This is a genomic window from Streptomyces sp. NPDC005791 (genome assembly GCF_042871485.1).
Classification (GTDB): Bacteria; Actinomycetota; Actinomycetes; order Streptomycetales; family Streptomycetaceae; genus Streptomyces.
Genome location: NZ_JBIAIP010000013.1, coordinates 189,876 through 213,893 on the forward strand (window position 1 = coordinate 189,876; position 24,018 = coordinate 213,893).

At 69.4% G+C, this 24,018-nt stretch carries 12 protein-coding genes; 2 read left to right on the forward strand and 10 right to left on the reverse strand.

Going from position 1 to position 24,018, the window contains the following annotated elements; translation table 11 throughout:
• Positions 1-25 precede the first annotated feature (25 nt).
• The 4 genes from ACFYSH_RS25085 to ACFYSH_RS25100 all read right to left on the reverse strand — a co-directional run bounded on the left by ACFYSH_RS25085 (position 26) and on the right by ACFYSH_RS25100 (position 9,976).
• Complete coding sequence (locus ACFYSH_RS25085; RefSeq protein WP_388755411.1) at positions 26-4,315, reverse strand: Eco57I restriction-modification methylase domain-containing protein; 4,290 nt, start codon at positions 4,313-4,315, stop codon at positions 26-28.
• Positions 4,312-7,560: a DISARM system SNF2-like helicase DrmD gene (gene drmD, locus ACFYSH_RS25090; protein WP_388755414.1), complete on the reverse strand. Its 3,249-nt coding sequence runs from the start codon at positions 7,558-7,560 to the stop codon at positions 4,312-4,314. Before drmD ends, ACFYSH_RS25085 begins: the two co-directional genes overlap by 4 nt.
• A gap of 129 nt (positions 7,561-7,689) precedes the next feature.
• The gene (locus ACFYSH_RS25095; protein ID WP_388755416.1) at positions 7,690-8,946 is read right to left on the reverse strand and encodes a protein kinase; all 1,257 of its coding nucleotides are present in this window, start codon (positions 8,944-8,946) and stop codon (positions 7,690-7,692) included.
• A gap of 97 nt (positions 8,947-9,043) precedes the next feature.
• A complete protein-coding gene (locus ACFYSH_RS25100) occupies positions 9,044-9,976 on the reverse strand; it encodes a serine/threonine-protein kinase (protein ID WP_388755419.1) in 933 nt (310 codons plus the stop codon).
• A 141-nt stretch (positions 9,977-10,117) separates the two neighbouring features.
• Between ACFYSH_RS25100 and ACFYSH_RS25105 the strand changes: the two genes are divergently transcribed.
• Positions 10,118-12,121 carry an N-6 DNA methylase gene (locus ACFYSH_RS25105; protein ID WP_388755421.1) on the forward strand — a complete coding sequence of 668 codons (2,004 nt, stop codon included), beginning with the start codon at positions 10,118-10,120 and terminating at the stop codon, positions 12,119-12,121.
• A 155-nt stretch (positions 12,122-12,276) separates the two neighbouring features.
• Here ACFYSH_RS25105 and ACFYSH_RS25110 read toward each other — a convergent pair whose 3' ends face one another.
• A complete protein-coding gene (locus ACFYSH_RS25110; protein ID WP_388755423.1) occupies positions 12,277-13,362 on the reverse strand; it encodes a S1 family peptidase in 1,086 nt (361 codons plus the stop codon).
• Positions 13,363-13,838: 476 nt separating this feature from the next.
• Between ACFYSH_RS25110 and ACFYSH_RS25115 the strand changes: the two genes are divergently transcribed.
• Positions 13,839-14,684 (forward strand): alpha/beta fold hydrolase, encoded by an 846-nt coding sequence (locus ACFYSH_RS25115; protein WP_388755475.1) that lies wholly within the window; start codon positions 13,839-13,841, stop codon positions 14,682-14,684.
• Positions 14,685-14,736: 52 nt separating this feature from the next.
• Here ACFYSH_RS25115 and fxsT read toward each other — a convergent pair whose 3' ends face one another.
• The 5 genes from fxsT to ACFYSH_RS25140 form a co-directional block, all read right to left on the reverse strand.
• Positions 14,737-18,672 (reverse strand): FxSxx-COOH system tetratricopeptide repeat protein, encoded by a 3,936-nt coding sequence (gene fxsT, locus ACFYSH_RS25120; protein ID WP_359470843.1) that lies wholly within the window; start codon positions 18,670-18,672, stop codon positions 14,737-14,739.
• Complete coding sequence (gene fsxC, locus ACFYSH_RS25125) at positions 18,669-19,982, reverse strand: FxsC protein (RefSeq protein ID WP_359470841.1); 1,314 nt, start codon at positions 19,980-19,982, stop codon at positions 18,669-18,671. Before fsxC ends, fxsT begins: the two co-directional genes overlap by 4 nt.
• Before the next feature lie 126 nt (positions 19,983-20,108).
• Entirely contained in the window at positions 20,109-22,406 is a 2,298-nt protein-coding gene (fxsBH, locus tag ACFYSH_RS25130) for a radical SAM/SPASM protein FxsBH, inactivated beta-hydroxylase extension form (RefSeq protein WP_388755427.1), read from the reverse strand.
• A gap of 30 nt (positions 22,407-22,436) precedes the next feature.
• Positions 22,437-22,604, reverse strand: a complete 168-nt coding sequence (fxsA, locus tag ACFYSH_RS25135; RefSeq protein WP_359470836.1) for an FxSxx-COOH cyclophane-containing RiPP peptide — start codon at positions 22,602-22,604, stop codon at positions 22,437-22,439.
• Between the two features lie 407 nt (positions 22,605-23,011).
• Positions 23,012-23,722, reverse strand: coding sequence for a hypothetical protein (locus tag ACFYSH_RS25140; RefSeq protein WP_359470833.1), 711 nt, complete (start codon positions 23,720-23,722; stop codon positions 23,012-23,014).
• Between the last annotated feature and the right edge of the window lie 296 nt (positions 23,723-24,018).

Below are 24,018 nucleotides of genomic sequence, written 5' to 3' on the forward strand. Positions count from 1 at the left end.
GCGAGCCCGTCGTCATGCAGGAGGCTCAGAAGAGGGCGCCCTCCGCGCCCTCACCGAAATCCGAGCCACCTCGCGCAGCGAGCTGCTCCTTGCGCTTCCGGATGGCGTCGGCGGAGGGCTTCGGGATGTCCGGATGCTTGGCCGGCTTCTTGTGCAGACCGAGGTGGACCTCGTCGGCGTACGCCTGATGGTTCAGCTGGCGGAGGCGGTCGATGATCTCGGTACGGGCTAGGAGGCCGATGGTGTAGCGGGTGCCCTGGTCGGTCTCATGGAAGCCGTGGTCGAGCGGGAACGTTTCATGGGTCGGGTCGGCATGCGGGGTCTGCCCGGAGTCGTCCAGGAGATCGAACCAGCCGTAGGCCTCGACGGTGGCGCGGTCGATCTCCTCGTGAATGTGGCGGAGTTCGACGATGTCCTCGTCGTGACAGTCGGGGTTGTGGACGAGGTTATAGGTGGCGGTGAGACCCATGTTGCGGGCGAGCATCAGGTCGCTGCGGTACTTCTCGAGGTGGGCACCTGCGGCGCGGAGCCGGAGGGTGAGCGGAGGGCGGACGAGGGTTTCGAAGACGTCGGTGGGGGTGTAGCGAAGGTCGCCCTTCATGGTCGAGCCGCGATCGATCGCCCACCAGTAATGAACTGAACTGCTGAGGAACCCCAGGAGAGCTCGATCATCACTCGCGAAAACGATCAGATCGAGTGTCAAAACTTGACGAGTCGAAACCAAAACAGGCATCACTACCTTACTCACTCGGGCAAGAGCAATGCATACCTCGCTCCTCTCAATAGATCGATAGAGCTCCGAACGGCTACGCTCGTACAACCACCACTTATCCCTGGCCCGCTTGCTGAAATTATTAACGAGGCGTTCCGGCTTAACCTCACGAAGCACCTTCTCAAATGCTTGAGGATATTCACGTGCACGCTCTATCGGCCAGTCATGGAAATTAATAACCCACCTATCCGGCGCATGCGTTGGGCTATTGTTACAGTTCTGTCCATTCAAGTAGGGAAACAGCACGTCCGCATACTTGCCATCTTTGTCAATCCAGGATTGTGCCTCGATTTCAGGGAGAGTGAAACCCATACCCAGGATGATCACGCCCTGAAAAGACATACCCTCGTTCCGTGCGAGAGTTCTCCCCCAACCACCAACACGAGACATCGGAGTGAGTGACGCACTGATACCGCTTACCGCGACTCCCCCCAACTCTCGCAGCGCACTCGGCGCAACGCCTCCCACACTGGTCCAGACAGCGCAATATTCCAGTACCGCTGAACTCGACGGCCAAGGGGCACTCTTAATAGCCCGTCGCACTACCACCCCATTGGCCGTGATTTGGTCAAGTCCAACTTCCCGCGTGTCTCCCTGGGCGAGCGTATTAGTCGCGATGAGTCCACTCTGCCCATTCCTATTCAGCAACTCGTGCGCCCGCAGCTCAAAGTACGCCACAAGGTCAGCACTTCCCCTTTTACCGCCCGCAACGAAGTCGACCATGTACTCGCGATACGCCTCCCCCATCGCACCAGTCAGCTTCTGCCCACCCAAAAACGGCGGGTTCCCCACCACCGCATCGAACCCACCCCCCTGCGAGAACACCTCCGGGAACACCAACGGCCAATGCACCGGCCGCCGCTCCATCGCCCCCGTCGGCAACTCCGCCCCCAGCCACTCCTCCGCCGTGGCCCGCGCCTCCCGCACAACCTCCGAGTCGTCCTCGACCCCGTCCGCGACGATCTTCTGCACGATCCAAGCCGCCTGCGGGAACAGGTCCCTGACCCGCTCGCCGCCGTCCGCCGCGTACCACTCCACCCGCCCCGACGCGCACGTCGCCAGCGCCGCGCCCGCGATGAGGTCGCCGACCAGCCGCAGCCGCCGCGAGTGCCTGTTGACGTCCTCCAGGCGCTCCCGCTTCCGCTTGAGGGCCGGCAGGTCCACGCCCTTGATGGCTGTGATCGCCAGACGCTCCCGCGTCAGCTCGTCCACCAGCTCCCGGGCCTGCTCCACCAGCACGTCCGACTGGGCCCGCGGCTTCATGTGCACCGACTGCAACTGCTCCATGGTGTGCACGCCCAGCAGCGAGTCCCCCGCCACCAGCCGGTCGTCCAGGAACGTGAAGGGGCGCGTCGGGTCCATCGAGACCAGCCACAGTGACAGCTTCGCCATCTCCACGGCCATCGGGTTGATGTCCACCCCGTACAGGCAGTGCTCGATGATCTGGCGGCGGGACTCCACCACCACCGGGTCCTGCTCCGCGTCCGCCGCCGTCACCGCGTCCACCGCCCGGCCCGCCCGGTACGTCATCGCGTCCGTGCGGCCCTCGTTCTCCCAGGCCTCGATCAGCCGGTCGCCCAGGTAACGGCAGGCGGCGACCAGGAACGCCGCCGAGCCCATCGCGATGTCCGCGACCTTCAACTTCAGGATCTGCTCAGGCGACTTGAGCCGCCACTTCCCCGTCTCCGCCGTCTGCAGTGGCCCCGGCTCGTAGACCAGCGGCTCCAGCGCGTGCCGGACGACGTCCTCGGCCAGAAAGCGGGGGGTGTAGTGCGTGCCGGTGTTCTTGCGGAGGGTGGACTCCGTGACGTACAGCGAGCCGTTCGGGATGACCATCGGCAGGTCGCGCAGGTCACGGCGCAGGATGCCGAAGAAGGGGAGCAGGCGCTCGCTGAGCGCCGGGTTCTTCTTGGTGACGGCGTTCAGCTGCCGCCGCGCCTCCACCTCGTCCTTCGCCGGGGCGAGCAGCTTCTCCAGCCTTGAAGCGCTCGCCGGCGGCTTCGGGTCCTTCCACTTCTCGTGGATCGCCTTGGCCAGCGCCTTCACCGAGCCGCCCGACTTCGCGGCCAGGGACTCCAGCTCCCGCAGCGGCACCTCGTGTTCGAGGCCCTCGGGGCCGATCAGGCCGACCATGTCCTCGACGGCGCGCTCGCCGCCGAAGGAGAGCAGGCCCTCGTAGACGTAACCGATCTGCTCGACGTCCAGGGCGCGGAAGCTCAGCGTCCGGACCTCGGCGTTCCTTCCGGTGCCGACGCGGACCTCCTGCACCGACTGGAGCATGTGCAGGACCGTGCGGTCGTCGATCGGCAGGAGCGGGGTGGTGAGCTCCAGCCAGGCGTAGGTGTCCGGGGCGAAGATCGAGCCGTCGTACGCGGGCAGCTTCAGCTCGGGGTGGTCCACTCCCCCGTGCACCGCGTGGAAGAGGGCGATCAGGCGGTGCCAGGCGGAGGTGGTGTGTTCCAGGGCGCTCTCGCCCTCCGCGTCGGCGCGGGCCTTGAGTTCGGCGCGCAGGAACCGGGCGGAGTACGACTTCGCGTACACCTCGTTGTCCGCCGGGAGGAGGCCGCGCTCCTCCGCGTACAGGAGGAAGACGATGCGCATCATGACGGCGACGGCGCCCCGGTAGATCTCACCGGCCGCGACACCTGACGCGTGCAGGCCCGGTGCGCCCGCGTCCATGGCCCGCACGTCCGCGCGCCCTATGGCGTCGACGAGGAGCTCGACGGCCTGGCGGACCTGGATGCCAAGCGCCTCGGTGACGTCCTCACCGGCGGCCAGGCTCGCCTTGAGGAGGCCGACCAGGGTCTCGGCCTCCTCGTACTCGAAGAAGCGGCGGCGGCGCAGCAAGGAGACGAAGGCGCGGACGACGTTGCGTTCGGCGGCCTCGTTCCAGCCGATGGTGTCGAAGACGGCGGTGGTCGTGACACCCCCGATGGGGGCCCAGACCAGGCACCACCAGCGACCGTCGGTGACGAGGCCGAGCGGGATGTCGTGATGGCGCAGCAGCCGGGCGAGGCGGTCGGCGGGGGCCGCCGCCCAGTCGGCGCCCGCCGCGGCGCGCGAGGTGGGGACGGTGCCGGCGGGGACCGTCACGCCGAGGAGACGCACGCGCTTGGCGGCCGAGGCGGTGTCGGGTTCGGCGGCGAGGTCCGCGCCCGGTTCGAGCAGCGCGAAGTCGGGGCGCAGGACGGCGCCGTGCTCCGGGACGTGGAGGGTGAGGCGGTCGAGCGCCGGGTCCTCGCTCTCACCCTGGCGCAGGACGAGGGCGTCGCCCCACTCCAGGAGGGAGCGCAGGAGGTGGGCGACCCACTCGTCGCGGCCGGCGGTCGTGTCGTTCTGCCAGTCGGCGTGGTGGGCGCGCAGGCGGGCGCGTTCGTCCTTCTCCAGGGCGTCGAGCTGGGGCCAGGCCCTGCGCAGGACGGGCATGGTGAGGAAGGGGCCGGAGACCTCGGTGAGGTCGAGCCACTCCTGGTGCTGACGGCGGCCGTCGAGCGCCTGGGCCTTGGCTGCGGCGAGACCTCGTGAGGTGGGGCGGGGGCTCATCGGCGGGCTTCCTTTGCGGGGATCACGAAGACGACGGCGACGGGGAAGAGGTGGGCGCGCGGGTCGCGGTAGCGGGCGGCGATGGCGGCGAGTTCGCGTTCCAGCTCGCCGGGCAGGCCGTCCAGGCGTTGCTGCCAGCGGGCGCGGTCGTCGTCGTACTGGCGGCGTTCGGCGGCGGTGATGTCATGCGCGCCGAAGAGCGCGTACTGCTCGCCGGAGCCGTCGCCCTCCTCCTTGAGCTTGGCGCGCAGGGTGGCTTCGAAGCGTCCGAGGGTCGCGGTGATGCGGCGTTCCTCCTCGGCCTGCCGGTCGGCGAGGGCGCGCTCCAGGCTCTCGCCTCGTTCGCGGGCGCGGGCTTCGAGGGAGGTGTTGAGCGGCTTGGCCAGTTTCTCCCAGGCTGCGGTCAGCTCCTGCCTGAGGTGCGGGGCGGCCTCGGTGCCCTCGGTGAGGGCCTTCGCGAGGACGGCTCCCTGGGTGCGGACGGACTCCCAGCGGCGGAAGCGGCCGGTGTCGCCGAACCAGCCGCCCGCGTGGACGACCTCCTCGTGGAGGCGGGTGCCGTCGTTGCCGACGAGGACGTACCGGGCGTAGGCGGAGACGAGGGTGGTGGTGATCGCCGGGTCGTCGCTGACGACGGCGGTGACACGGTGCAGGCCGACCGAGTCCGCGTTCCAGACTGCTGCGGTCAGCAGACGCGTGGACAGGGCGACGAGCGGGTGCTTGAGGTGGGCGAGGACCACGTCCTCACGGCCCTTGGCGGCGACGGCCGCGTCGAAGGTGATGGGGCGCTGCTCGTCCTCGCGCAGCTTGTGGGCCAGGCCCCGGGTCGCCCGCTCCCAGGTGCCGGAGAGCGGCGGGACCTCGTACAGCTCGCCCGGCTCGAAGTCCTCGGGCAGGGTGCGGTCGGGCGCCAGGGGCGGCTGGTGGTCCAGGGCGAGGGCGGTGTCGACGACGCGCTTGACGTTGGCCGGGGTGAGGCCGAGCGTGGAGACGGTCTCGCCGTACTGGTCGGCGAGGCGCTTCGACTGGGCGGTGACGTTCTGCTCGGGGGCGACCTCGCCGCCGGTGCGGCGGCCCTGGATGGTGCGGGGCTTGGCGTTCTCGATGTCGACGGGCATCGTGTCGCCGGTCATGCGGCGCTGGACGGCCTCGGCGATGACGGCGTTGACCGAGCCGAGGTCCTGCTCCATGCGCGCCACCTTCCGGGCGACGCGGGAGAGGAACTCCAGGTCCGCTTCGTACGATCCGGCCTGCGCCTGCTGCCAGCCGGAGCCGATGAAGTGGGCGATCTCCGGGTCGTTGCGCTGGCCCCAGCGGTCGATACGGCCGATGCGCTGTTCGAGCTTGTTGGGGTTGAACGGGATGTCGTAGTTGACCAGGCGGTGGCAGTGGTTCTGCAGGTCGATGCCCTCGCCGGCCGCGTCCGTGGCGAGCAGGATGCGGACCGCGCCCTCGTCGGTGGCGGGATCGGCCTGGAAGCCGAGGCGGATGCGCTCGCGTTCCTCGGTGGTGAGGCCGCCGTGCAGGACGGCGGTGCGGCCGTCGTCGGTGAGCTGCTCCTGGCGAAGGAGCGTGACCAGCCAGTCCAGGGTGTCGCGGTACTCGGTGAAGACGACGATGCGTTCGTTCGTCCAGTGCTTGCCGTCGGCCGTGCGGCAGATCGCCTTGAGTGTGTCCAGGAGTACGGCGGCCTTCGAATCGGCGTCGGCCTCGTGGGTGACCGCCCATCGCTCCATGCGCTGGAGCAGGTCAAGCTCCTGGTTGTCCTCGGCGGGGGTGAGGGAGGTGGAGCGGGTGAGGGCCGCGTCCTCGGCGTCGACCAGGCCCAGGTCGTCGAGGTCGGCGACCATGTCGGCGAAGTCGTCCAGCCAGTCCGGCACTTCGGCCGCCGCCGTGCGCGTACGGGTGCCCGTGTCCTCCAGGTGGGACAGGTAGACGCGGACGGTGTGCAGGAAGGCGGCCGGTGAGGAGAAGAGGCGCTTCTTCAGCAGCAGCGTCACCAGGTCGGCGGCCCGCCGTCCGCCCTTGGCGGTCGGGACGAGCTTCTTGCGGCGCAGGTCGGCGAAGGAGCTGAGCAGGCCGTGGATCTCGCGCTCGGCGTCGGTGTAGTCGACGGAGAGCTGCTCGGTCCTGCGGGTACGGAAGCGGGGAGTGCCGTCGGCGTTGGTGACCGTGGCCTTGAGACGGCGTACGACGGTGTCCTTGAGGGCGTCCTTGTCCGGGTCCATGCCCCGGGCGAAACGCTGGTCGTCGATCAGTTCGAGGAGCGCGGTGTACGACTCGGGGTAGCCGTTGTGCGGGGTGGCGGAGAGGAACAGGCGGTGCTCGAAGTGCGGGACGAGGCGCCGGATCAGCTTCGTCTGCTGGGAGTCGACCGCGTAGACCTGCTTGGGCGCCGACGGGGCGACGTGGTGGGCCTCGTCGAGGACGAGGAGGTCGAAGAACCGCTTGTGGTCGCCGTTGCCGCTCTCCTCGGGGGCGCCGATGACCTCGTCGAGGAGGCGCTGGGCCTTCGTGCCCCGCAGCCAGGGCAGGGAGACGATGGTCAGCGGGTGCACGCGGAAGGGATTGGCCGCGGTGCCGTGGGTGCGGCGGAGGCGGGCGCAGTGCTCGGAGTTGACGATCGTGAAGTCCAGGCCGAACTTCTCCGCCATCTCGTCACGCCACTTGAGGGTGAGTCCGGCCGGGCAGACGACCATGATGCGCCGGGCCCGGCCGCGCAGGAGCAGTTCCTGGGCGACGAGTCCCGCCTCGACGGTCTTGCCGAGGCCGACGTCGTCGGCGAGCAGGAGGTTGACGCGGGGCGCGCCGACGGCGCGGGAGACCGGCTCCAGCTGATACGGCTCGACGGCGACGCCGGAGCGGAAGGGCGCTTGGAGGGTCTTGGCGTCGGCGGAGGCGACGGCGGACCAGCGGACGGCGTCGAGGAACGCGGCGAGGCGCGACGGCGGGTCGTACTGGCCGGTGGAGGCGTCGGGGAGGGAGCCTGCGGGCAGGACGCGGCGGCCGGGCTCGACCTCCCAGATGACGGAGAGGGTGTCGCCGAAGCGGCCGTCGGCGACGGACTGCAGGTGGACGAGGGTGGCGGGCCGGCGGGCCTCGCCTTCGCCCTCCGACGAAGGGGCTGGAGACGGCTCGACCCGAGCGACGACCCAGGACTGGCCACGCACCTCGACGAGCTTCCCCTCCTCGGGAAGCCCCTCCGTAACGGTCCGCTCGCTCTCGCGCTGCGCTGCTGGCGTCATCGGTGCTGTTCCCCTCGGTCTCTGCTGCCGTCCGTAGGCAGTGCCCTGCCTCCCACCCGAACGATGCGGGTGCAGCGTAACACGCATATAATGCTGTGAACAGAGATCACAGCTGCATGTGACTGGTGGTCAGGTCATGCGGTCGAGCCGCTTCAGCAGGGCGCGCGACCGTCCGTGCCGGGGGTCGTCCGCCCCCAGGACGCGTTCCTCGTCGTCGAGCAGCCGCCGCAACAGTTCCATCGCCGGGTGGCGTTCTCCCGTGCGTACGAGAAGCACCGCGATCTCGTAGCGCGTGTCCAGGACGCCGGGGTCGGCAGCACCCAGCAGGCTGCGCTGCTCGGCCAGCACCGACTTCAGCTCGTCGAGGGCCTCGCGGGTACGGCCGAGCGCTCCCGCACAGAGGGCCGCACCGGCACGGGCGGCGAGGACATCCGCGCGGCCGGGACCAGGGGCGGCGAGGAACTCCCGGTACTGATCCAGCGCGGGGGCAGGACGACCCGCGAGGCGCAGGGCCGCTATCTCGGCCAGACGCGGGTGGGCGAGGACGGTCGTGGACGCCGGGGCCGGGGCCCAGGCGGTGAGCAGGGCGCGAACCTCGCCGGCAGACGCGGGCCGGTCCTCCGGTCGCTTCTCCAGCAGCCCCTCCACCAGCTCCTCCAGCCCGGAAGGGATGCCCGGACGGTGGCCGGAGAGCGGAGGAACGGGCTCATTCGCGTGCTGGTGGTACAGCATGAAGAGGCTGCCGTCGGTGAACGGCGGTTGCCCCGCCAGCAGTTCGTACAGCACGCAGCCGAGCGAGTAGAGGTCGCTCCCGGGCACGGTCTTGCCGACGGCCTGTTCGGGGGCCATGTAGACGACGGTGCCGGGAGTGGCGTTGGCGGCGGTGAAACGGGTCTCACCAGGACGCGGCTCCAGAGCCGCCGCAACACCGAAGTCGAGAACCTTGATCACACCGGAGGGCGTGATCATGAGGTTCGACGGCTTGAGGTCGCGGTGCACCACACCCTGCCCGTGGGCGTAGGTGAGGACGTCGGCGACGCCGTGCGCGACCGCCGCGGCCCGCTCGACGGCCAGAGTGCCCTTGTCCTTGAGTACCGCGTCCAGCGCCTGCCCCGGGACGAGTTCCATCACGAGGTACAGCTCACCGTCGAGGCTCCCGTGGTCGTACACCGAAGGAATGCCGGGGTGGCGGAGGCGCCCGGTGAGACGTGCCTCCCGCAGGAAACGGCGCTCCAGGGTCGACAGCTCGGAGCCGTACGCGGGCGGGGCGAGGAGTTTGACCGCCACTTCACGGCCCTGGTCATGGTCCTGGGCCGCCCATACGACGCCCATTCCTCCCCGGCCCAGCTCGTGTGTGAGCTCGTACCGCCCAAGGCTTCGCCGCATCGCGCCCGCCCCCAGTTCCGGCGCCGAGAGCGCCTGCCACACCCCTGCGGCCGATGCATCGGGGCGCAGCCGGCCGGTGGCTCCATCCTCTCACCGATCACAGGGGCAGCGGCGCCTGCGGGACGAGGAAGGGACGGCGCGGATCCTCCGGCAGACCACGGCGGGAGGCCAGCGCGGGCTCCGAGGCCGGCAGGTACGGGGCGAGGGCCGCGTAGACCTCGGTGGCGGAGGAGGGGCGGGCCTCGGGACGCTTGGACAGCAGGGCGGTCACCAGGTCCTGGAGAGGGCCCGGCACCACTTCGCCGATGAGGGGCGGGACCGCCGTCAGGTGCTGGGACGCGAGGAGCGCGGGCTGGTCGGTGGCGAAGGGAGGAGCGCCGGTGAGCATGTGGTGCAGCAGGCAGCCCACCGCGTAGAGGTCGCTGCGGCCGTCGAGCGTGCCCCGTCCGGAGAGTAGTTCGGGAGAGGCGCAGAGGATGTTGCCGATCCCCTCCCCCGTCATGGTGAGGCGCGGATCGGCGTCGGCGAGGGACTTGACCAGTCCGAAGTCGAGAATCTTGACGATCCCGTCCCTCCGCACCATCACGTTCTGCGTCTTGAGGTCCCGGTGCACCAGACCGGCGGCGTGCGCGGCGGACAGTCCCGCACACAGCTGAGCGGCGACGGAGGCGGCCGAGGGTACGTCGAACTTCTCACCCTCCTGCTGGTCGAAGAGGTACTCCAGGGTCGTCCCGTCGACCAGCTGCATCACCAGGCAGCAGGTGTCGTCCGTGTACGACGCGTCGTACACGGTGGTGATGTTGGGGTGGTCCAGGCGGGCCGCCGCCTGCGCCTCCCGCTTGAACCGGGTCAGTGCCGCGTCGCGACTGTGCGGGACGGCGAGCAGCTCCGACGCGATCGTCTTCACCGCCACCGGCCGGTCCAGGTACAGATCGGACCCCTGCCACACCTGGCCCATCACCCCACGCCCGAGCACGGAGTCGAGCCGGTACCGGTCACGCAGCACTATCCCTGGAGCGAATGCACCCATATTCCCAAGCCTCCACATTTCCCACACGGCGACATCAAGGGCTTGACCTGTGAACAAAGTCAATGAGCGTAGTAGCCTGCCATGACTGCGGCCGCCGGAACGCCGACCCGCCCGGCCCGCCAAGGACCCGGAGACCCTCGAATGCACAGAACCAACGCCGTACCGGTCAGTCTCGCCGAGATCGCCCGGATCGCGGGCGTGGGGCGTGCGGCTGTCAGCAACTGGCGCCGCCGCCACGAATCGTTCCCGTCCCGCATCGGCGGCACGGACGTGAGCCCCCAGTTCTCACTGTCCGAGGTGGAGCAGTGGCTGCGGGACAACGGCAAGCTGCGCGATGTCGCCGGCCGCGAATTCCTGTGGCCCCGGTTCGAAGCACTGGGCAGCAGGGACGCCTCGGGACTCGCCATCGCAGAGGCGGCCCGCAGGATGCGCTCCCCGCGAGCCCGCTCCACCCTGGCGGACCTCTCCGAGGAGGCGCGCGACCTGGCCGGCGAGGCCGCCCGGCTGGGCCGGAGCGACGGGCCGCGCGACACGTTCGAGTTCCTGTTGCAGCGGTGGCTGGACACCCACGTACGCCAGCTCAGCACCACACCCGCTCCGCTGGCTTCGCTCATGGCCCGAATCGCCCTCGGCGCCCGGCTCGGTGAGGGCTCCGGTGGCCTGACGGTCTTCGATCCGGCGTGCGGCACAGGGCATCTGCCGGTGGCGGCGGCGGCGGAGTACACCGGCCCGGAGCCGGCTCTGGTCGCATGCGAACGCGATCCGGCCCTTGCCGCGCTCGCCACCGCCCGCCTCGGCTTCGCGACGGAGGGCCGGGCGGACCTGCGTACGGAGATCGTGACGGCCGATGCGCTGCGAGCCGATCCGTTCGCCGGGCTACGGGCCGACATCGCACTGTGCAACCCGCCGTTCAACGAACGCGACTGGGGTTACGAGGAGCTGGCCACCGACCAGCGCTGGACCCACGGGCTGCCGCCGCGAACCGAACCGGAGCTGGCCTGGGTCCAGCACCTGCTGGCGCACCTGCGACCCGGCGGCACCGCCGTCGTCGTCCTGCCTCCGGCCGTGGCCTCCCGCAAGGCGGGCCGCCGCATCCGGGGGTCGCTGCTGCGTACGGGGATCCTACGGGCGGTCGTCGCCCTGCCGCCGGGCTGCGCGCAGCCGCACAGCGTCTCGCTCCAACTGTGGGTCCTGCGAGCCGCTCCGGACGGTCCCGCCTCCACCGGCCCGGTCGCCCAGAGCGCCCTCCTGGTCGACGCGACCCGGCTGGCCAAGCCCGGTGCGCGTGACCAGGGGCCTGACTGGAGCCCGTTGACGGACTTCGTGCTCTCCGCCGTGTCACAGCTGGACGCACCGGAGGGCGAGCTTCCGGACGGTGCCGTACGGATCCCTCTTCTCGACCTGCTGGATGACGAGGTGGACGTCACTCCGGGCCGCTACACCTCTGCGGGCGGTGAGCCGTCGCGCGTCGAACTGGACGCCACATGGGACGAGCTGACCGGATCCCTCGGCCGGCTGACCGAGCTCGTGCAGCACCTGTCGAAGCTTGGCCTCTCGGCCGGGGAGGCATGCACGACGGCCACCGTCGGCGATCTCGTCAAGGCCGGAGCGCTCACCCTTCGCGCCGGTCAGCAGCCGGCGGACGTCACGGCATCGCCCCTCGACACCGGCATTCCGCTGCTCACCGTCTCCGACCTGCTGATGACCGGCACCCCGAGCACTCGAGTGGCTCCCGAAGCCGCTCAAACAGTGGCCGAGGAGGGCGATGTCGTGGTCGCCGGGGTCGTCCGCGCGTTCAGGGCGTGGGTCCATGAAGGGCCTCCGATCGCCCTCGGATCCCAGCTCCACGTCCTGCGGGTGGAGCCCGGGAAGCTGAGCGCCCACTTCCTGGCCGGCTGCCTGCGCGCCCCGTCCAACGGCCGCCAGGCCGGCACGCATGCTTCGAGCTCGTCCCGCGTCGACATCAGACGCCTGCACGTACTGCAGCTTCCCCTGGAGGAGCAGGCCCGCTATGCGGAGGCCTTTCGGGACCTGTCGGCGTTCCGACAGCTGCTGACCAGGGCGGACGCACTGGGCGAGCAGCTCACTGACGACATCGGCGACCGGCTCGCCGCAGGCGGGCTGACGGCAGGAGGCCAGCGGTAGCGCTTCCGTGACCGGCTCTCGCGCACAGGTGCCGTCCGCCCGAGCGGGCTCGACACTCCCCCGCATGCTCCGCTCCCTCGACAGGCGAGCCCGCCCCCTCGTGTGAGGGGGCGGGCTCGCCCCGGGTTCGCCGGGACCGGAGGGGGACCCGGAGGTCAGCCGATCTCGGCGCCGTACGCCGCCAGCGCCTCGGGCACCGGCTGGAAGAACGTCTCGCCGCCCGAGGAGCAGTCGCCGCTGCCGCCCGAGGTCAGGCCGATCGCGGTGTCTCCGGAGAAGAGCGAGCCGCCGCTGTCGCCGGGCTCGGCGCAGACCGTGGTCTGGATGAGGCCGTTGACGATGTCGCCGTTGCCGTAGTTGACCGTGGCGTCCAGGGCGGTGACCTGACCGTCGTGGACCTGGGTGGTGGAGCCGCTGCGGGTCACCGACATGCCGACGGTCGCGTCACCCGCCTTGGTGATCGCCTGGGTGGAGCCGTTGTAGAGGTCCACCTCGCTGGGGTGGTCCACGTCGGAGGTGTACTTGACCAGGCCGTAGTCGTTGTCCGGGAAGCTGGAGCCCTCGTTGGCACCGATCTCCGCGCCGCCCTGCGAGTCGGACCAGCTGGTGATCCCCTCGGTGCAGTGGCCGGCGGTCAGGAAGTACGGCTCTCCGCCCTTGACGACGTTGAAGCCGAGCGAGCAGCGCCCGCTGCCGCCCCAGATGGCGTCGCCGCCCGCGATGAGGGGCTTGAACTCCCCTGCGGTCTTCTTCAGTTCGGCCTTCGAGCCGAGCCCGTCGACCACCTTGCCGAGCTTGTCCCAGGCCGCGCCGTCGACCGTGCGGTCGGCCGTGACGACCACCTTGTTGCTGACCGGGTCGACCGCCCAGGACGTGCCGGGGATGGCCGCCTTGTCGGCGAGGGTCTGCCGGGCGTCCGTCAGCTCGGCGAGCGTGTTCTGCACGAGTCTGGCCTTGCCGCCTGCCTGGCGGACCTGCTCGGCCGCCGCCTCGTCGATGACGTTCACGACGAGGTTGTCGGAATCGGCGTCGTAGTACGCGCCCGCCGTGTCACCGCCCAGGGCCTTGTCCAGGGTGGTGGCGAGATTTCCGGCCGCGTGCGCGGTGAGAGTACGCGGGGTGAACTGGGGCACGTCGTCACTGGCGTTCGCGGTCTGGAACGTGAATCCAGCCGCGACCAGCGCGAGAACGGCCGATCCGGCCAGCGCCACGCGCTTCCTGGGTATGCGTCGGTGCTGCAACTTCGACCTCCTGTGGGGCCGCGCCCGGACAAGTGGGGTGTCCGGAACACGGAGGATGGGGCGCCCACTATTCCCACGCGGCCAGGGGCACACAAGGTCGCCTACTGGACGCGCACACGACAACAACGCCATGGTCGCGAACCGTTCACAAATCCGGGGCCGGCCCGCCTCCGTCACGTTCGCGAACAGCCGGGGCGACGAGCCGACGGCATGGGGTGAGCACCGGACCTGTCCTGAACCGACTCCCGCAGTCCGGATGCCGCGGCGGGCGCTCCTGAAGTCGAACACCACCGAATGCCCCCGAACGTCCCGAACACCACCGGCTCGTTCCGACAAGGAGTGCCGGTATCGCTTCCGATAGGTCATCATCGAACAGGCGGTACACACCGGGCACTTGACGCTCGGGACCGGGTGGAGCGACCGATCGGAGGAGCGACGTGCGGAGTCAGGTGCGCGTGGCGGACGGACGGCATCTGATGGTCGAGCGACAGGGGGACCCCCGCGGCAGACCCGTGTTCCTCCTGCACGGGATGCCGGGCAGCCGACTGGGTCCCGCCCCGCGCGGAATGGTCCTCTATCAGCGGAACATGCAGCTGATCTCCTACGACCGTCCGGGGTACGGCGGTTCCGACCGGCTGCCCGGGCGGCGGGTGAGGGACGTCGCCGGGGACGTACGGGCGATAGCCGACTTCTTCGGGCTGGAGCGCTTCGCCGTGGTCGGCCGCTCGGGTGGCGCTCCGCACGCTCTGGCCTGCGCCGCGATGATGCCCGAGCGGGTCACCCGTAGCGCCGCCCTGGTCAGTCTGGCTCCCCCGGATGCCGAAGGACTCGACTGGTTCGACGGGATGGCCGCTTCGAACGTACTCGCGTACTCCAGGGCGGCGGCGGACCCGGACGGACTGGCGGAATCCTTCATCAGCCGCTCGGCGGAGATCCGGCAGAATCCGGTCCGGCTCCTGGACGACCTGAGGAGGGAGCTGACCGACTCCGACCGTGTGGTGGTCAACGACGCCGGGATCCGTACGATGCTGCTCGCCAACTTCCGCGAAGGGCTGCGCACCTCGGCGTACGGCTGGATCGACGACGCGCTCGCGTTCTCCCGGCCGTGGGGGTTCGACCCCGCCGACATCACATGTCCCGTGATGCTCTGGCACGGCGTGAAGGACGTGTTCTCGCCCGTCGGTCACTCCCGCTGGCTGGCGGGCCAGATCCCGGACGCCACCACCGTACTGGAGCCGGCTGCGGCGCACTTCGACGCGCTGTCCGTGCTGCCCGACGTGCTCAACTGGCTGCTGGACGACCGGGAAGCGGCGGTCTGCTGATCGCGCCAGGTGCTCCGGGCCCCGGACTTCCGCAGCCCGGGGCCCTCCGGGATCACACCGACATCGGCTCCAACTCGCGCCGGAACCTCCGCTCGTCCCTCGCTATCCTGGTCAGCGGATGCTCGTCGCCGAGCTGCCGTGCCAGCTCGTCGCCCGTCTCCGCCCGCACTCTGGCCGCCTCGTCCTTGCGCCCCATCGCATCGAGCGTCACCGCGAGGTTCGACGTCATGGCCAGGGTCTCCGGGTGGTGTGCTCCGAGGACCTCCCTGAGCTGGCCTGCCACCGTACGCTCCGTCTCCAGTACGATCTCGAGCCCGCCCCGGTCGGCCGTGGCGTTGGCCAGGTTCATCACGGAGAACAGCGTGTTCGGGTGCTCCCGTCCGAACACCTCGCGCATGGAGGCGACCACGCGCGTCAGCAGCTTCTCCGCCTCCAGAGGTGCACCGCTCCCCGACAGATAGACGCCGAGGTTGTTCTGCGCGGCCAGGGTGTACGGATGCTGCTCCCCCGGCACCTTCATGTACTGGTCCACCACCTCCTGCGCGGTGTCCCTGGCCTCGGCGGCCTCCCCCGCGGCGAACAGGTCGGCCGCCATGTTGAGGTCGCATGCCAGTGATTCGGGGTTGGCGATGGTGTACTTGGCCCGGTACCGGGCCCTGGTGGCCACCGTAAGCCTGCGCGCGTCCTCCAGCTGCCCTGCCCTGCGCAGCGAGACCGCGAGGCTCTTGGCTGCGCTCAGCGTGGTCGGGTAGGTCCGGCCCAGGGTCGCCTTGAGGCTGTCGTAGGTACGGCTGAGCAGTCCGACCGAGTCCTCGTACCGGCCGACCTCACGCAGGTCACGGGCCAGGTTCAGCGCGGAGGAAAGGCTGTGCGGGTGCTCCTGGCCCAGCACCTCGGACCGCAGGTCGTAGCAGTCCTGGTCGATCTCCCGGGCCCTGGCGTACTGCCCGACGCTCCGCAGGTTCAACGCGAGGTTGTTGGCAGCCGCCAGCGTCCGGGCGTGCCTCTCGTGGAAGATCTGGTTGAAGCCGTCGTGGGCCTCCGTCGCCAGCTCGATCGCCCGCGTGTAGTCACCGAGCAGACCCAGGTCGATGGCCAGGCTGCTGGTCGTCATGTACGTGTGCGGATGCTCCGGCCCGAGCACCTCCCGCTGCAGTCGCAGGGTGAACTCGTCGAGTTCCTTGGCCTCCACGTACCGCCCACGGGTGCGGAGGATGTTGGACAGGTGGAAGCAGAGGTACAGGTACTGGATGTCCCGTTCCCCCAGCTTGTCCAGCCAGATCTCGCGCAGTTCCTCACCCAGTCTCGCCGCGGTCCTGACGTCGCCGCGCTTCCACAGATAGCGCACCCGGTCGATGAGCAGCCTGCGGGTCTCGTGGTCCCGGCAGTTGCGCGCGTCGGACGGGCCGAGGTGCGGCCAGATCGTGGCGAAACGCGGCCACGTCTCGGGGTTGTCGATCGGCTCGGTGTCGTCCGGCCGGGCGCCTGCCAGGACACGGTGGACGACGTGCCTGGCCTCCGCCTGCTCCTCGTCGCTGAGCTGGGCCCTGATGACCGCCTGTACCAGACGGTGCACCTGGATCGAATTGGACACCTGGTCGACCTTGGCGAGGGCGAAGCGGCCGATCTCCCGGATGACGCGGCCGAGGACCAGTTTCTCCTGGAGAGAGGAGTCGTAGGGCTTCAGCGCCTCGATCATCTCCTTGCTGTAGAGGAGATTCGCGGAGATCGGCTCGGGTGCGAAGAACGCGCAGAGCTGGAGGAGCCGCACCGCGGCGGGCGAGCGCTCCTTGAGACGTTCGATGGAGATGTTCCACGTGGCGGCGACGGGTTGCGGGTACCCGGCCGGCTGGTTCAGGGCCAGCACCTCAGGGGCCTGTCGGGCCAACTGCTCCAGGTAGGTGTCGATGGGGGTCGCGGTCTCCGCGATCCATGCCGCCGCCTGTTCGACCGCGAGTGGCAGATCACCCACCGCGGTGGCCACCTGAGCGGCATCCTCCTCACTGAGCCCAGGGGCCCGGCGCTGGAGATGCTCGATCGACTCCTCCCGCAGGAACACGTCGACGGGCAGTGCGTCGCCGTGCTGGGACCATGCCTGGTTCCGGGAGGTGACGAGGATGTGGCCGGATCCCCCCTGCGGGAAGTAGCGCCTGAGCCGCTCCGGGTCGTCGGCGTTGTCGAAGACGAGCAGCCAGCGGTCGGACGGCACACCGCGGCGCAGCAGATCGACGGCCTCCTGAGATGCGGCAGCCATGTCGTCGCCGCCCTGGGCGCCGAGCCGGACGGCCAGTTCCGCGAGTCCCGCGATCACGTCGTCCGTCTGTTCGGACGAGATCCACCACACCAGGTCGTAGTCCGCCATGAAGCGGTGCACGTACTCCAGCGCGACCTGGGTCTTCCCCACGCCGCCGAGACCGTACAGGGTCTGTGGCTGCGGCAGTACGACGGCCATACCGCCGCCGAGCTGGTCACGCATCCGTTCCAGGACCAGGGAGCGGCCGGTGAAGCCCGGGTTGCGGGGCGGTGCGTTCCAGATCCTGGGTACGGTGCCGGGGAAACGGGGTCCGGGTGACGCCCCGTCACCGAGCTGCACCGGCCGGTCCAGGGCGCGCATGAGGGCCGTGGTGGCATGCACCTCGTCCAGCCGGAACAGGTCGACCGGGTTGCGGTCGATGTACGGCGCGGAGAGCCGGACATCGCTGATCCTGAGGGGCAGCAGTTGCCGCCGCCCGCCACCGGGGTCGTCGGACACGGCCCGCTCCCAGAGGGATACGGCCCGCTGGGACTTGAGATAGGCGCTGGAGAGGAGGACGACCGTACGGGCCGCAGCCTCGGCCGTGGCGTGCGTGGGGTCGAGGGAGCCCGGGTCGGCCGAGACGTCGCGCGGGACCACCCTGAACCCCGCCCGGGTGAGGACCGACTCGATCCAGTCGGCCCACATGCGGTTCTCCGCCACGTAACTGAGGAAGAGATCAGCGGGCAGCGCGGGCCTGCGGCGGGTGAAGGCGTCACGGATGCGCAGTCGCGTCTCCTCACTCACGGGAGGCATCGCGGTGACCTCCTGCTCGGTGACGACCGCGGTGAGGCGCTCGAACGCCGACAGGAGCGAGTTGCTGAGCCCGGCCTCGTCGCCGAAGGTGGCGAGAGTCTCCTCGTACGCGTAGTACGGCCGGTAGGGGATCTCCACCGCGCCCCAGTAGGCGGTGAGTTCGTCGCCCGAGAGGTCACGGGGCAGCCGGTCGAACTTCAGCCGGGCCAGCGCCCGGCCGGCGTCGGCCTTCTCCTTCTCGCCCTCGTCGATCCGCATGGGTACGGGGAAGATGGAGATGGGCCGGCCGGTGTAGCGCTCGGCTATCTGCCGGGCGACCGAGGCCGCTCCGTCGATGGACTGGTCGCTGAGGGTGAAGCAGTCGACGAGCACGTCCGGGAGGTGGACGGTGCAGATGTCGGCGATGTCGCTGAGGCCCGTACGGCTGTCGATGAGGACGTAGTCGTAGTTGGCCTTCATGTCGTCCCGCAGGGCGTCGAAGAAGTGGCCGCCGCCGAGCCGGTCGTAGAAGTTGTCCCAGTCGAACGTGGAGACGGTGGCGGAGTACTCGCGGTTCTGACGCCCCGCGGAGACGAAGTCGAGGGTGCCGCCCCGCGGGAACTCCCACCCGAGCTGCTCGGGTGTGAGGGAGACGGCGTGCGGCTGGATGCGGGCGTAGTCGCGGTGCCAGTCGTCGGCCCGCTGGGCGGGGTTGGTCGCGGCCCAGGCGTATTCGGTGATCAGGTCGATCACGCCGGTCGTGGCCCCGAGGGTCGAGGGGTCGAGGAAGGGGTGGAAGAACCGGTGGAGCCCGGGGGCTTCCAGGTCCCAGTCGACGGCCAGGACCCGTTTGCCGTTGGCGGCGAGGATCCATGCGGTGTTGGCCAGAGCCATCGTGCGCCCCGTGCCGCCCTTGTACGAGTAGAAAGTGACGACGCGCCCGTCACGACCGGCTGTCATACGTCCTCCGCATCCGTCGCAGGGTCGTGCATGTCGGGTATGAACTGTGTGTTGCCCATGGGCCCCATCAGTCGCGTCCGTTCGCTGTGCCGTCCTCCGGCCGGTGGATAGACCGTGGCATGCCTCAGATACTGCTGGGCGGCCACCTCGACCACTTGGGGAAGAATCTGGCCGAACGCCTCCATGCTGGGTACCCCCTTGGCCGCGACACGGCAGAAGGCCCGCCCCTGCCGCATCTTGACCGGCATCGTCTGCTCGAGTCTCTCGGTCAGTTCGGCCTCGGCCGCCCTGCTCTGATGGTCTTCCCTGCACAACGGCACGACCATGGTCACCCAGGGCCGGTTCTCCGCGTCGAATGCGGCGAGGCGACGCCTCAGGTCCTCGTCCTGCAGGGCCCAGCGGTCGACCAGGAGTATCTCGGGGGTGCTGGGTGGCTGTTTCCCTTCGCGTTGCCCGGGTTCCTCGTCGAACGACGTGATGAGGGGCTGGTAATTGAGGGAGCGGACCAGCTCCTCGGCCACATAGGCCAGTGGCCTGGCGGAGGCCGGGTGGTAGGGGTTCCATTCCTGCGGATTGTCGCCGTAGTACTCCGGATTCCGGCCTTCCGGCAGGTCGTGAAGAGTGGGCGCGGCAATGGTGATGCGCATGGGCCTCGGTGCGCCCGCGCCGCTGCCCGGTGCACCGAAGGCGCTGGGAATGAGCCGGAAGTCGAGTGGTCTGCCCGAGCCGAGCCGCACGGTGTCGGCGACGTGGACGATGCGCTTGGCCAGGTGGTAGACGGCCTGTTCGTAATCCTGCGCGAACAGTGTGAGTTTGATCAGCCCGTAGAGTCCGTCACTGACGTACCGGTCCCCGAAATCCCGGTGGTTGAACTGTAACCGCTCGGCTGGGCCGGGGAGTTGAGTCGGCGGTACCGGTACCCAGAGCGCGGGCACGATCGCCTCGGCCGGCTGGTTCGACCGGGCCCGATGGTGGATGGCGCGCTGCTCGAAGGCGTACCACTCCCTGCCGCACATCTCGCTGGCGAAGTAGCGCGGAGAGAACAGCGGGACGAAGACCCGGCAGTTGGCGAGCACGCTGCCCAACCGCTCGGACCAGCCTTCACCGGAGCGTATCTCCCGGTCCATGAAACCGGCCGGCGCACCGGCGGGCAGGTTGGTCATGGCCATCACATGACCGCAGAGATCTTGGAAAAGCCGTTCGACCCACATGTCTGGGTCCGATCCACCGCCGTACCCCGGTGTATGCGCGTAGCTCAGAAAGAAGTACGGCCGATGGTCCGCCGCTCGCTGCTGCGTCGATGCGTGCACACGACCCCCGTCCTGTGTGGCACTCGCATCAAGAGAGTGGAAAGGGAAGATGCGAGCGCATTCATCATCACGGAGCGGACCGCACTCCACCCCCTTGCGGTTCGGTCATTCACCGTTACTTTTCAGTCATCCGCCCCCGTACCCGGCTACGACCTCCTGATGACCGGAAAGGATCCGGCGGCTGCCTTCCTCAGATGTTCCGTGCGCACAGTCAGCGAGCTCCTTTTGGAGTCCGGCCAGCACTCGCGTTCCGTCGATGGTCAGTTCGGGAGCCGATTCGATCGCGCGGAGTGCCTTCCGGACACTCTCCAGACCTTCTGGCCTGAAAAGCTCCGTCCCCACCCGTTCATACGTTTCCCCGAGCAGCTGGGAGAACGGTACGGATTCCTGATTCCAGGGAGTCCGGTGTTCCCATTCCCCGTCCGCGGCGAAAAGATCCGTGACACCGACGAGCGCCCGCAGCTTCGTCCGCCTGAATCCGCGCAGCAGTGCGAGCGCGAGTTCCTCGTCACCACCGTCGACGCCGAGCCCGAGTGCCCCGTACCCGTGCTCCCCCGCTCGGGTGGGGCCTGCGGCGAGAGGAGTCAGGACCACCATGACCCGTGCCGCCTCTGCCGCCTGCCCGGGAACTCTTTCCCGCAGCAGCTCCCACGCCGCGTCCAGCCGTACGCCCCATGCTTCGGCCTGCCGCGGAGTGAGCCGCGAAGCGACGGGCGCGTCGAAACAGGCGCGGTACGGGTCCAGATCATCGAGCACGAACCGGGGCCCGCCGCCGGAGCCGACACGGCGCAGCGGGGCCCAGCCGGGGCCGTCGGTCGTGGTGTCGGTGACGCTGGTCGCACCAGCGGAACCCTCCTTGCGGACGAGGAACCCCTCTCCGGCCGCTCGCACCAGGGCTCGCCCCTGCTCCTCCGGGTCACCGATCCGCACTTCGCCCAGAGTCGGGAGGAAGAGCCTGCCGTTGTCGAACCGCACCGGAACCGTGAGTTCGAGTCGAGCGCGGATGGCAGCCGCTGCCACGGATGCGGCCAGTCGTCCGGCGGCCAGGTCCGCGTGGTCCCGGTCGTCGGGCGCCTTCTGTGCCGCGAGGAGCCAGGTGCGGGCGTAGGGGTGCCCGAGCACCTCGTCCAGGGCGCAGGCCCCCTGCTCGGTCGATTCGGCCTCGGCCGCCAGTCCCCATACCTCGTCCCAGAGCGCATGACCGCGGGGGCCGAGCCTGGTGTGCAGGGCGGCGAGGAGGGTGCGGTTCAGGTCCTGTCCCGCCGTGACGAGTTCGGCCGGCTCGGTGACCGCCGGAGAACCCATGAAGGCGGCCGCGCGCTCCTCGACGGCACGCACCAGCGCCGCCAGATCCGTGCAGTACACGGACGGGTTGTCGAACCCGTTGGAGGAGCGGTAGCGGTGCGTGTAGAGGCCGCCCCCGCACGAGCGTACGACGGGGCACGCCCGGCACTCCTCACTGACGCCCGCCAGGCCGAGCTGCCGTGCCCGGACTCCCGGATGGGCGGCGACATCGTCGAAGGAGTGCGAGAACACGTCGAATCCGGTGGCCGCGGCCCCCTCGTAGGCGCTTTTGAGGGAGTCGACCTGCTCCATCTGCCCGTCCGTCTCGATGACGACCAGGTCCGTCGGGGCGAGTCCGAGGGACTCGGTGAGGCTCGGGCCGCCGCTCAGGGTGGACACGACGGAGGAGAAGAGCCGCACCGGCAGTTTCTGCCCCTGTTCCGTCCAGCGGTCGAAGACCGCGAGGAGCCAGTCGGCATAAGCGGTGGGCGAGCCGTCGGGCCGCAGCGGGGGCTCGTCCCACGTGGCGTGCGGCAGGAGGAAGTCCACCCGCGGGGGTTCGAGTTCGGCCAGGGCGTCGAACACGGCGACCGGATCGTTCCCGATGTCGATGGTGCACAGCAGCCCGAGATCGAGGTGGCGGTAGCGGTCCTGGCGCAGGAGCTCCACGGCCCTGAGGACCAGGGGATGGCTCGTCCGGCCGTCGGCGAAGAGGCGGTGCCGGTCGTTCGCCGCACGGTCGCCGTCGAGGGAGATACCCACCTTGACGTCGAACTCGGCGAAGAGGTCGAGATATCGGGGGCTGAGCTGGACACCGTTCGTGTGGATCCTGAGGTCCAGCTCAGCGGTACCGTCCAATGCCGAGGTGAGCTCCTCGCAGACGCGGCGCAGTCGCGCAGGGCCGGCCAGGAGCGGCTCGCCTCCATGCAGGATCACTGACATCGAATCGAGTGCATGCTCCGAGGCATGCTCGGCCAATCGTCGAGCTGTCCATGAAATCGCCTCGTCAGAGATGGACTTAGGGCGGGTGCGCCAGCTCTGATCCGCGTGTTCATAGATATAGCAATGGTCGCACGCGAGATCGCACCTGCTGTGCACTTTGAGCACGACCTCGCGAAAGGGGACCAGGGGTCCAGTCATTCCCCCAGTCTAGCCACCTCGACCCACAACTCAGAGTGCTGAGCTGAAGGTCGAGGTCTGGGTGGAACGACTCGTGGAGGTGGCGAGCACCCGCCCGATCTTCCTGGAGGCATCGGCGCCAGAGGCGTCGATCTTGGCAAGCGGCACACGGCTCTTCTTCGCGATGGCGAAGGGGGGGAGGGTTGCGTAGGTCTTCACGGCCGTCCTTGATGGATTGTTTCCGAACACCGAATCACAACCGGTCCTGCATATGCACAGTGTCCGGCGGCATGACTTTACTCTGCCCGCAGCCCTTCGCAAACGCCGACGTGGGAGGAAATCTTGCGTTTACGACGAATTATGGAGACGGAAATGACGGCGACCATTGGCCCGCCCGGGTGACGGAAGAACAGCCGCGGCGGGGACCCCTCACCGGCCGGCCGGCACGGGGGTGTCTCCACTCACCTCATGGTTCTGGTCGCGAACCGGGCGGCCCCTGCCCCGCACATCCTTCGCCGCCCCACCACTCGTGGAGCGCCCCGCGCGAACGGAACAAGGGCACAGGACGGCGGGACGACGTCTCCCGATTTGGGTGTCATGCACCCGTTCGGCGGCCGACGCGAGCGTCAGTCGAGCGGAGCGTGCGTGTTCGCCCGGGCCCCCTTCATGCAGTCACCGGTGCGTTCGTGGCTGTCACCCACGACATCGGTCACCCGCATGCGCACGTGGAGCGCGTCGACCCGTTCGACGAACTTCTTGGAGAAGGCGCCCACCAGCACCGTTTCGTAGCTGCTGGTACCCACCAGGGGAAATCCCGGTCCGAGTTCGACGAGCTGGAAATCCTCGGCGACCACGAGCCCTGCTCCGGTCAGCTCGGTCACCGCCACGGAGATGTCGGTCCACGGAGAAGTCGTGGCACCGCCCCCTCCCGCCAGGACCACCCGGCAGTCGTAGGACTCGACGGTCGCGATGTGCTGGCCTCCGTTCAGCACGCCCACGGTCCACGCCTGAGAGTCCCCACGGAGGTGCCCCTTGGTCCACGACCCTCGCCACCCCAGATAGGGCCGTACGGTGCGGGCGTACTGGGCGCGCGCGAGAACGGCACCGACCGCGACGGCCAGGAGGCTGCCGAGCGCTTCCATGTCGAGCAGTTGCAGACGCCAGGGCCAGTCATCCCGTGCGTCGGGCGCGATGTTGCCCCGGATCGACTCCCAGACGAGGACGAGCGTCAACAGACCGAGCATGACCAGGGGCGCGGTGAACAACAACCGGCTCCTGCGGACCCTGCGCTGGACCTGGAAGCCCGGATCAGCCCCTTCTGGACGTGTGTCTGCCATGCCTGCCCCCACCCCCCGGTCGAGGGGCGGCCCACCCATCAGCAGAGCCAACCCCCTTGTCCCGCAACGACGTTGAGCGTGACTCTTGCACAGAGGCACCCGAGCGCACGAGAGTGCCTTCTCGGCCCTGGAGGACACCAACACCCCTCGGAGGCGCCATTGCCGTACACGGAGGCGCGACCTACTCTCATGGCCCCGGCAGGCCTTCGTACGCCCTTCCGAGCCCCGGGGCACACCCATGGGCCGACCGCGGAAGGCCATGGCCGCATCCAGGACCGATGACGCGCACCACAACT

What these genes read in the sequence shown, in the direction of transcription:
- ACFYSH_RS25100 (WP_388755419.1), bottom strand. Translation starts at nt 9,976, where the DNA reads ATGGGTGCATTCGCTCCAGGGATAGTGCTGCGTGACCGGTACCGGCTC.
- drmD (WP_388755414.1), bottom strand. Translation starts at nt 7,560, where the DNA reads ATGACGCCAGCAGCGCAGCGCGAGAGCGAGCGGACCGTTACGGAGGGG.
- ACFYSH_RS25105 (WP_388755421.1), top strand. Translation starts at nt 10,118, where the DNA reads ATGCACAGAACCAACGCCGTACCGGTCAGTCTCGCCGAGATCGCCCGG.
- fxsBH (WP_388755427.1), bottom strand. Translation starts at nt 22,406, where the DNA reads ATGACTGGACCCCTGGTCCCCTTTCGCGAGGTCGTGCTCAAAGTGCAC.
- ACFYSH_RS25095 (WP_388755416.1), bottom strand. Translation starts at nt 8,946, where the DNA reads ATGCGGCGAAGCCTTGGGCGGTACGAGCTCACACACGAGCTGGGCCGG.
- ACFYSH_RS25115 (WP_388755475.1), top strand. Translation starts at nt 13,839, where the DNA reads ATGGTCGAGCGACAGGGGGACCCCCGCGGCAGACCCGTGTTCCTCCTG.
- ACFYSH_RS25085 (WP_388755411.1), bottom strand. Translation starts at nt 4,315, where the DNA reads ATGAGCCCCCGCCCCACCTCACGAGGTCTCGCCGCAGCCAAGGCCCAG.
- fxsT (WP_359470843.1), bottom strand. Translation starts at nt 18,672, where the DNA reads ATGACAGCCGGTCGTGACGGGCGCGTCGTCACTTTCTACTCGTACAAG.
- ACFYSH_RS25140 (WP_359470833.1), bottom strand. Translation starts at nt 23,722, where the DNA reads ATGGCAGACACACGTCCAGAAGGGGCTGATCCGGGCTTCCAGGTCCAG.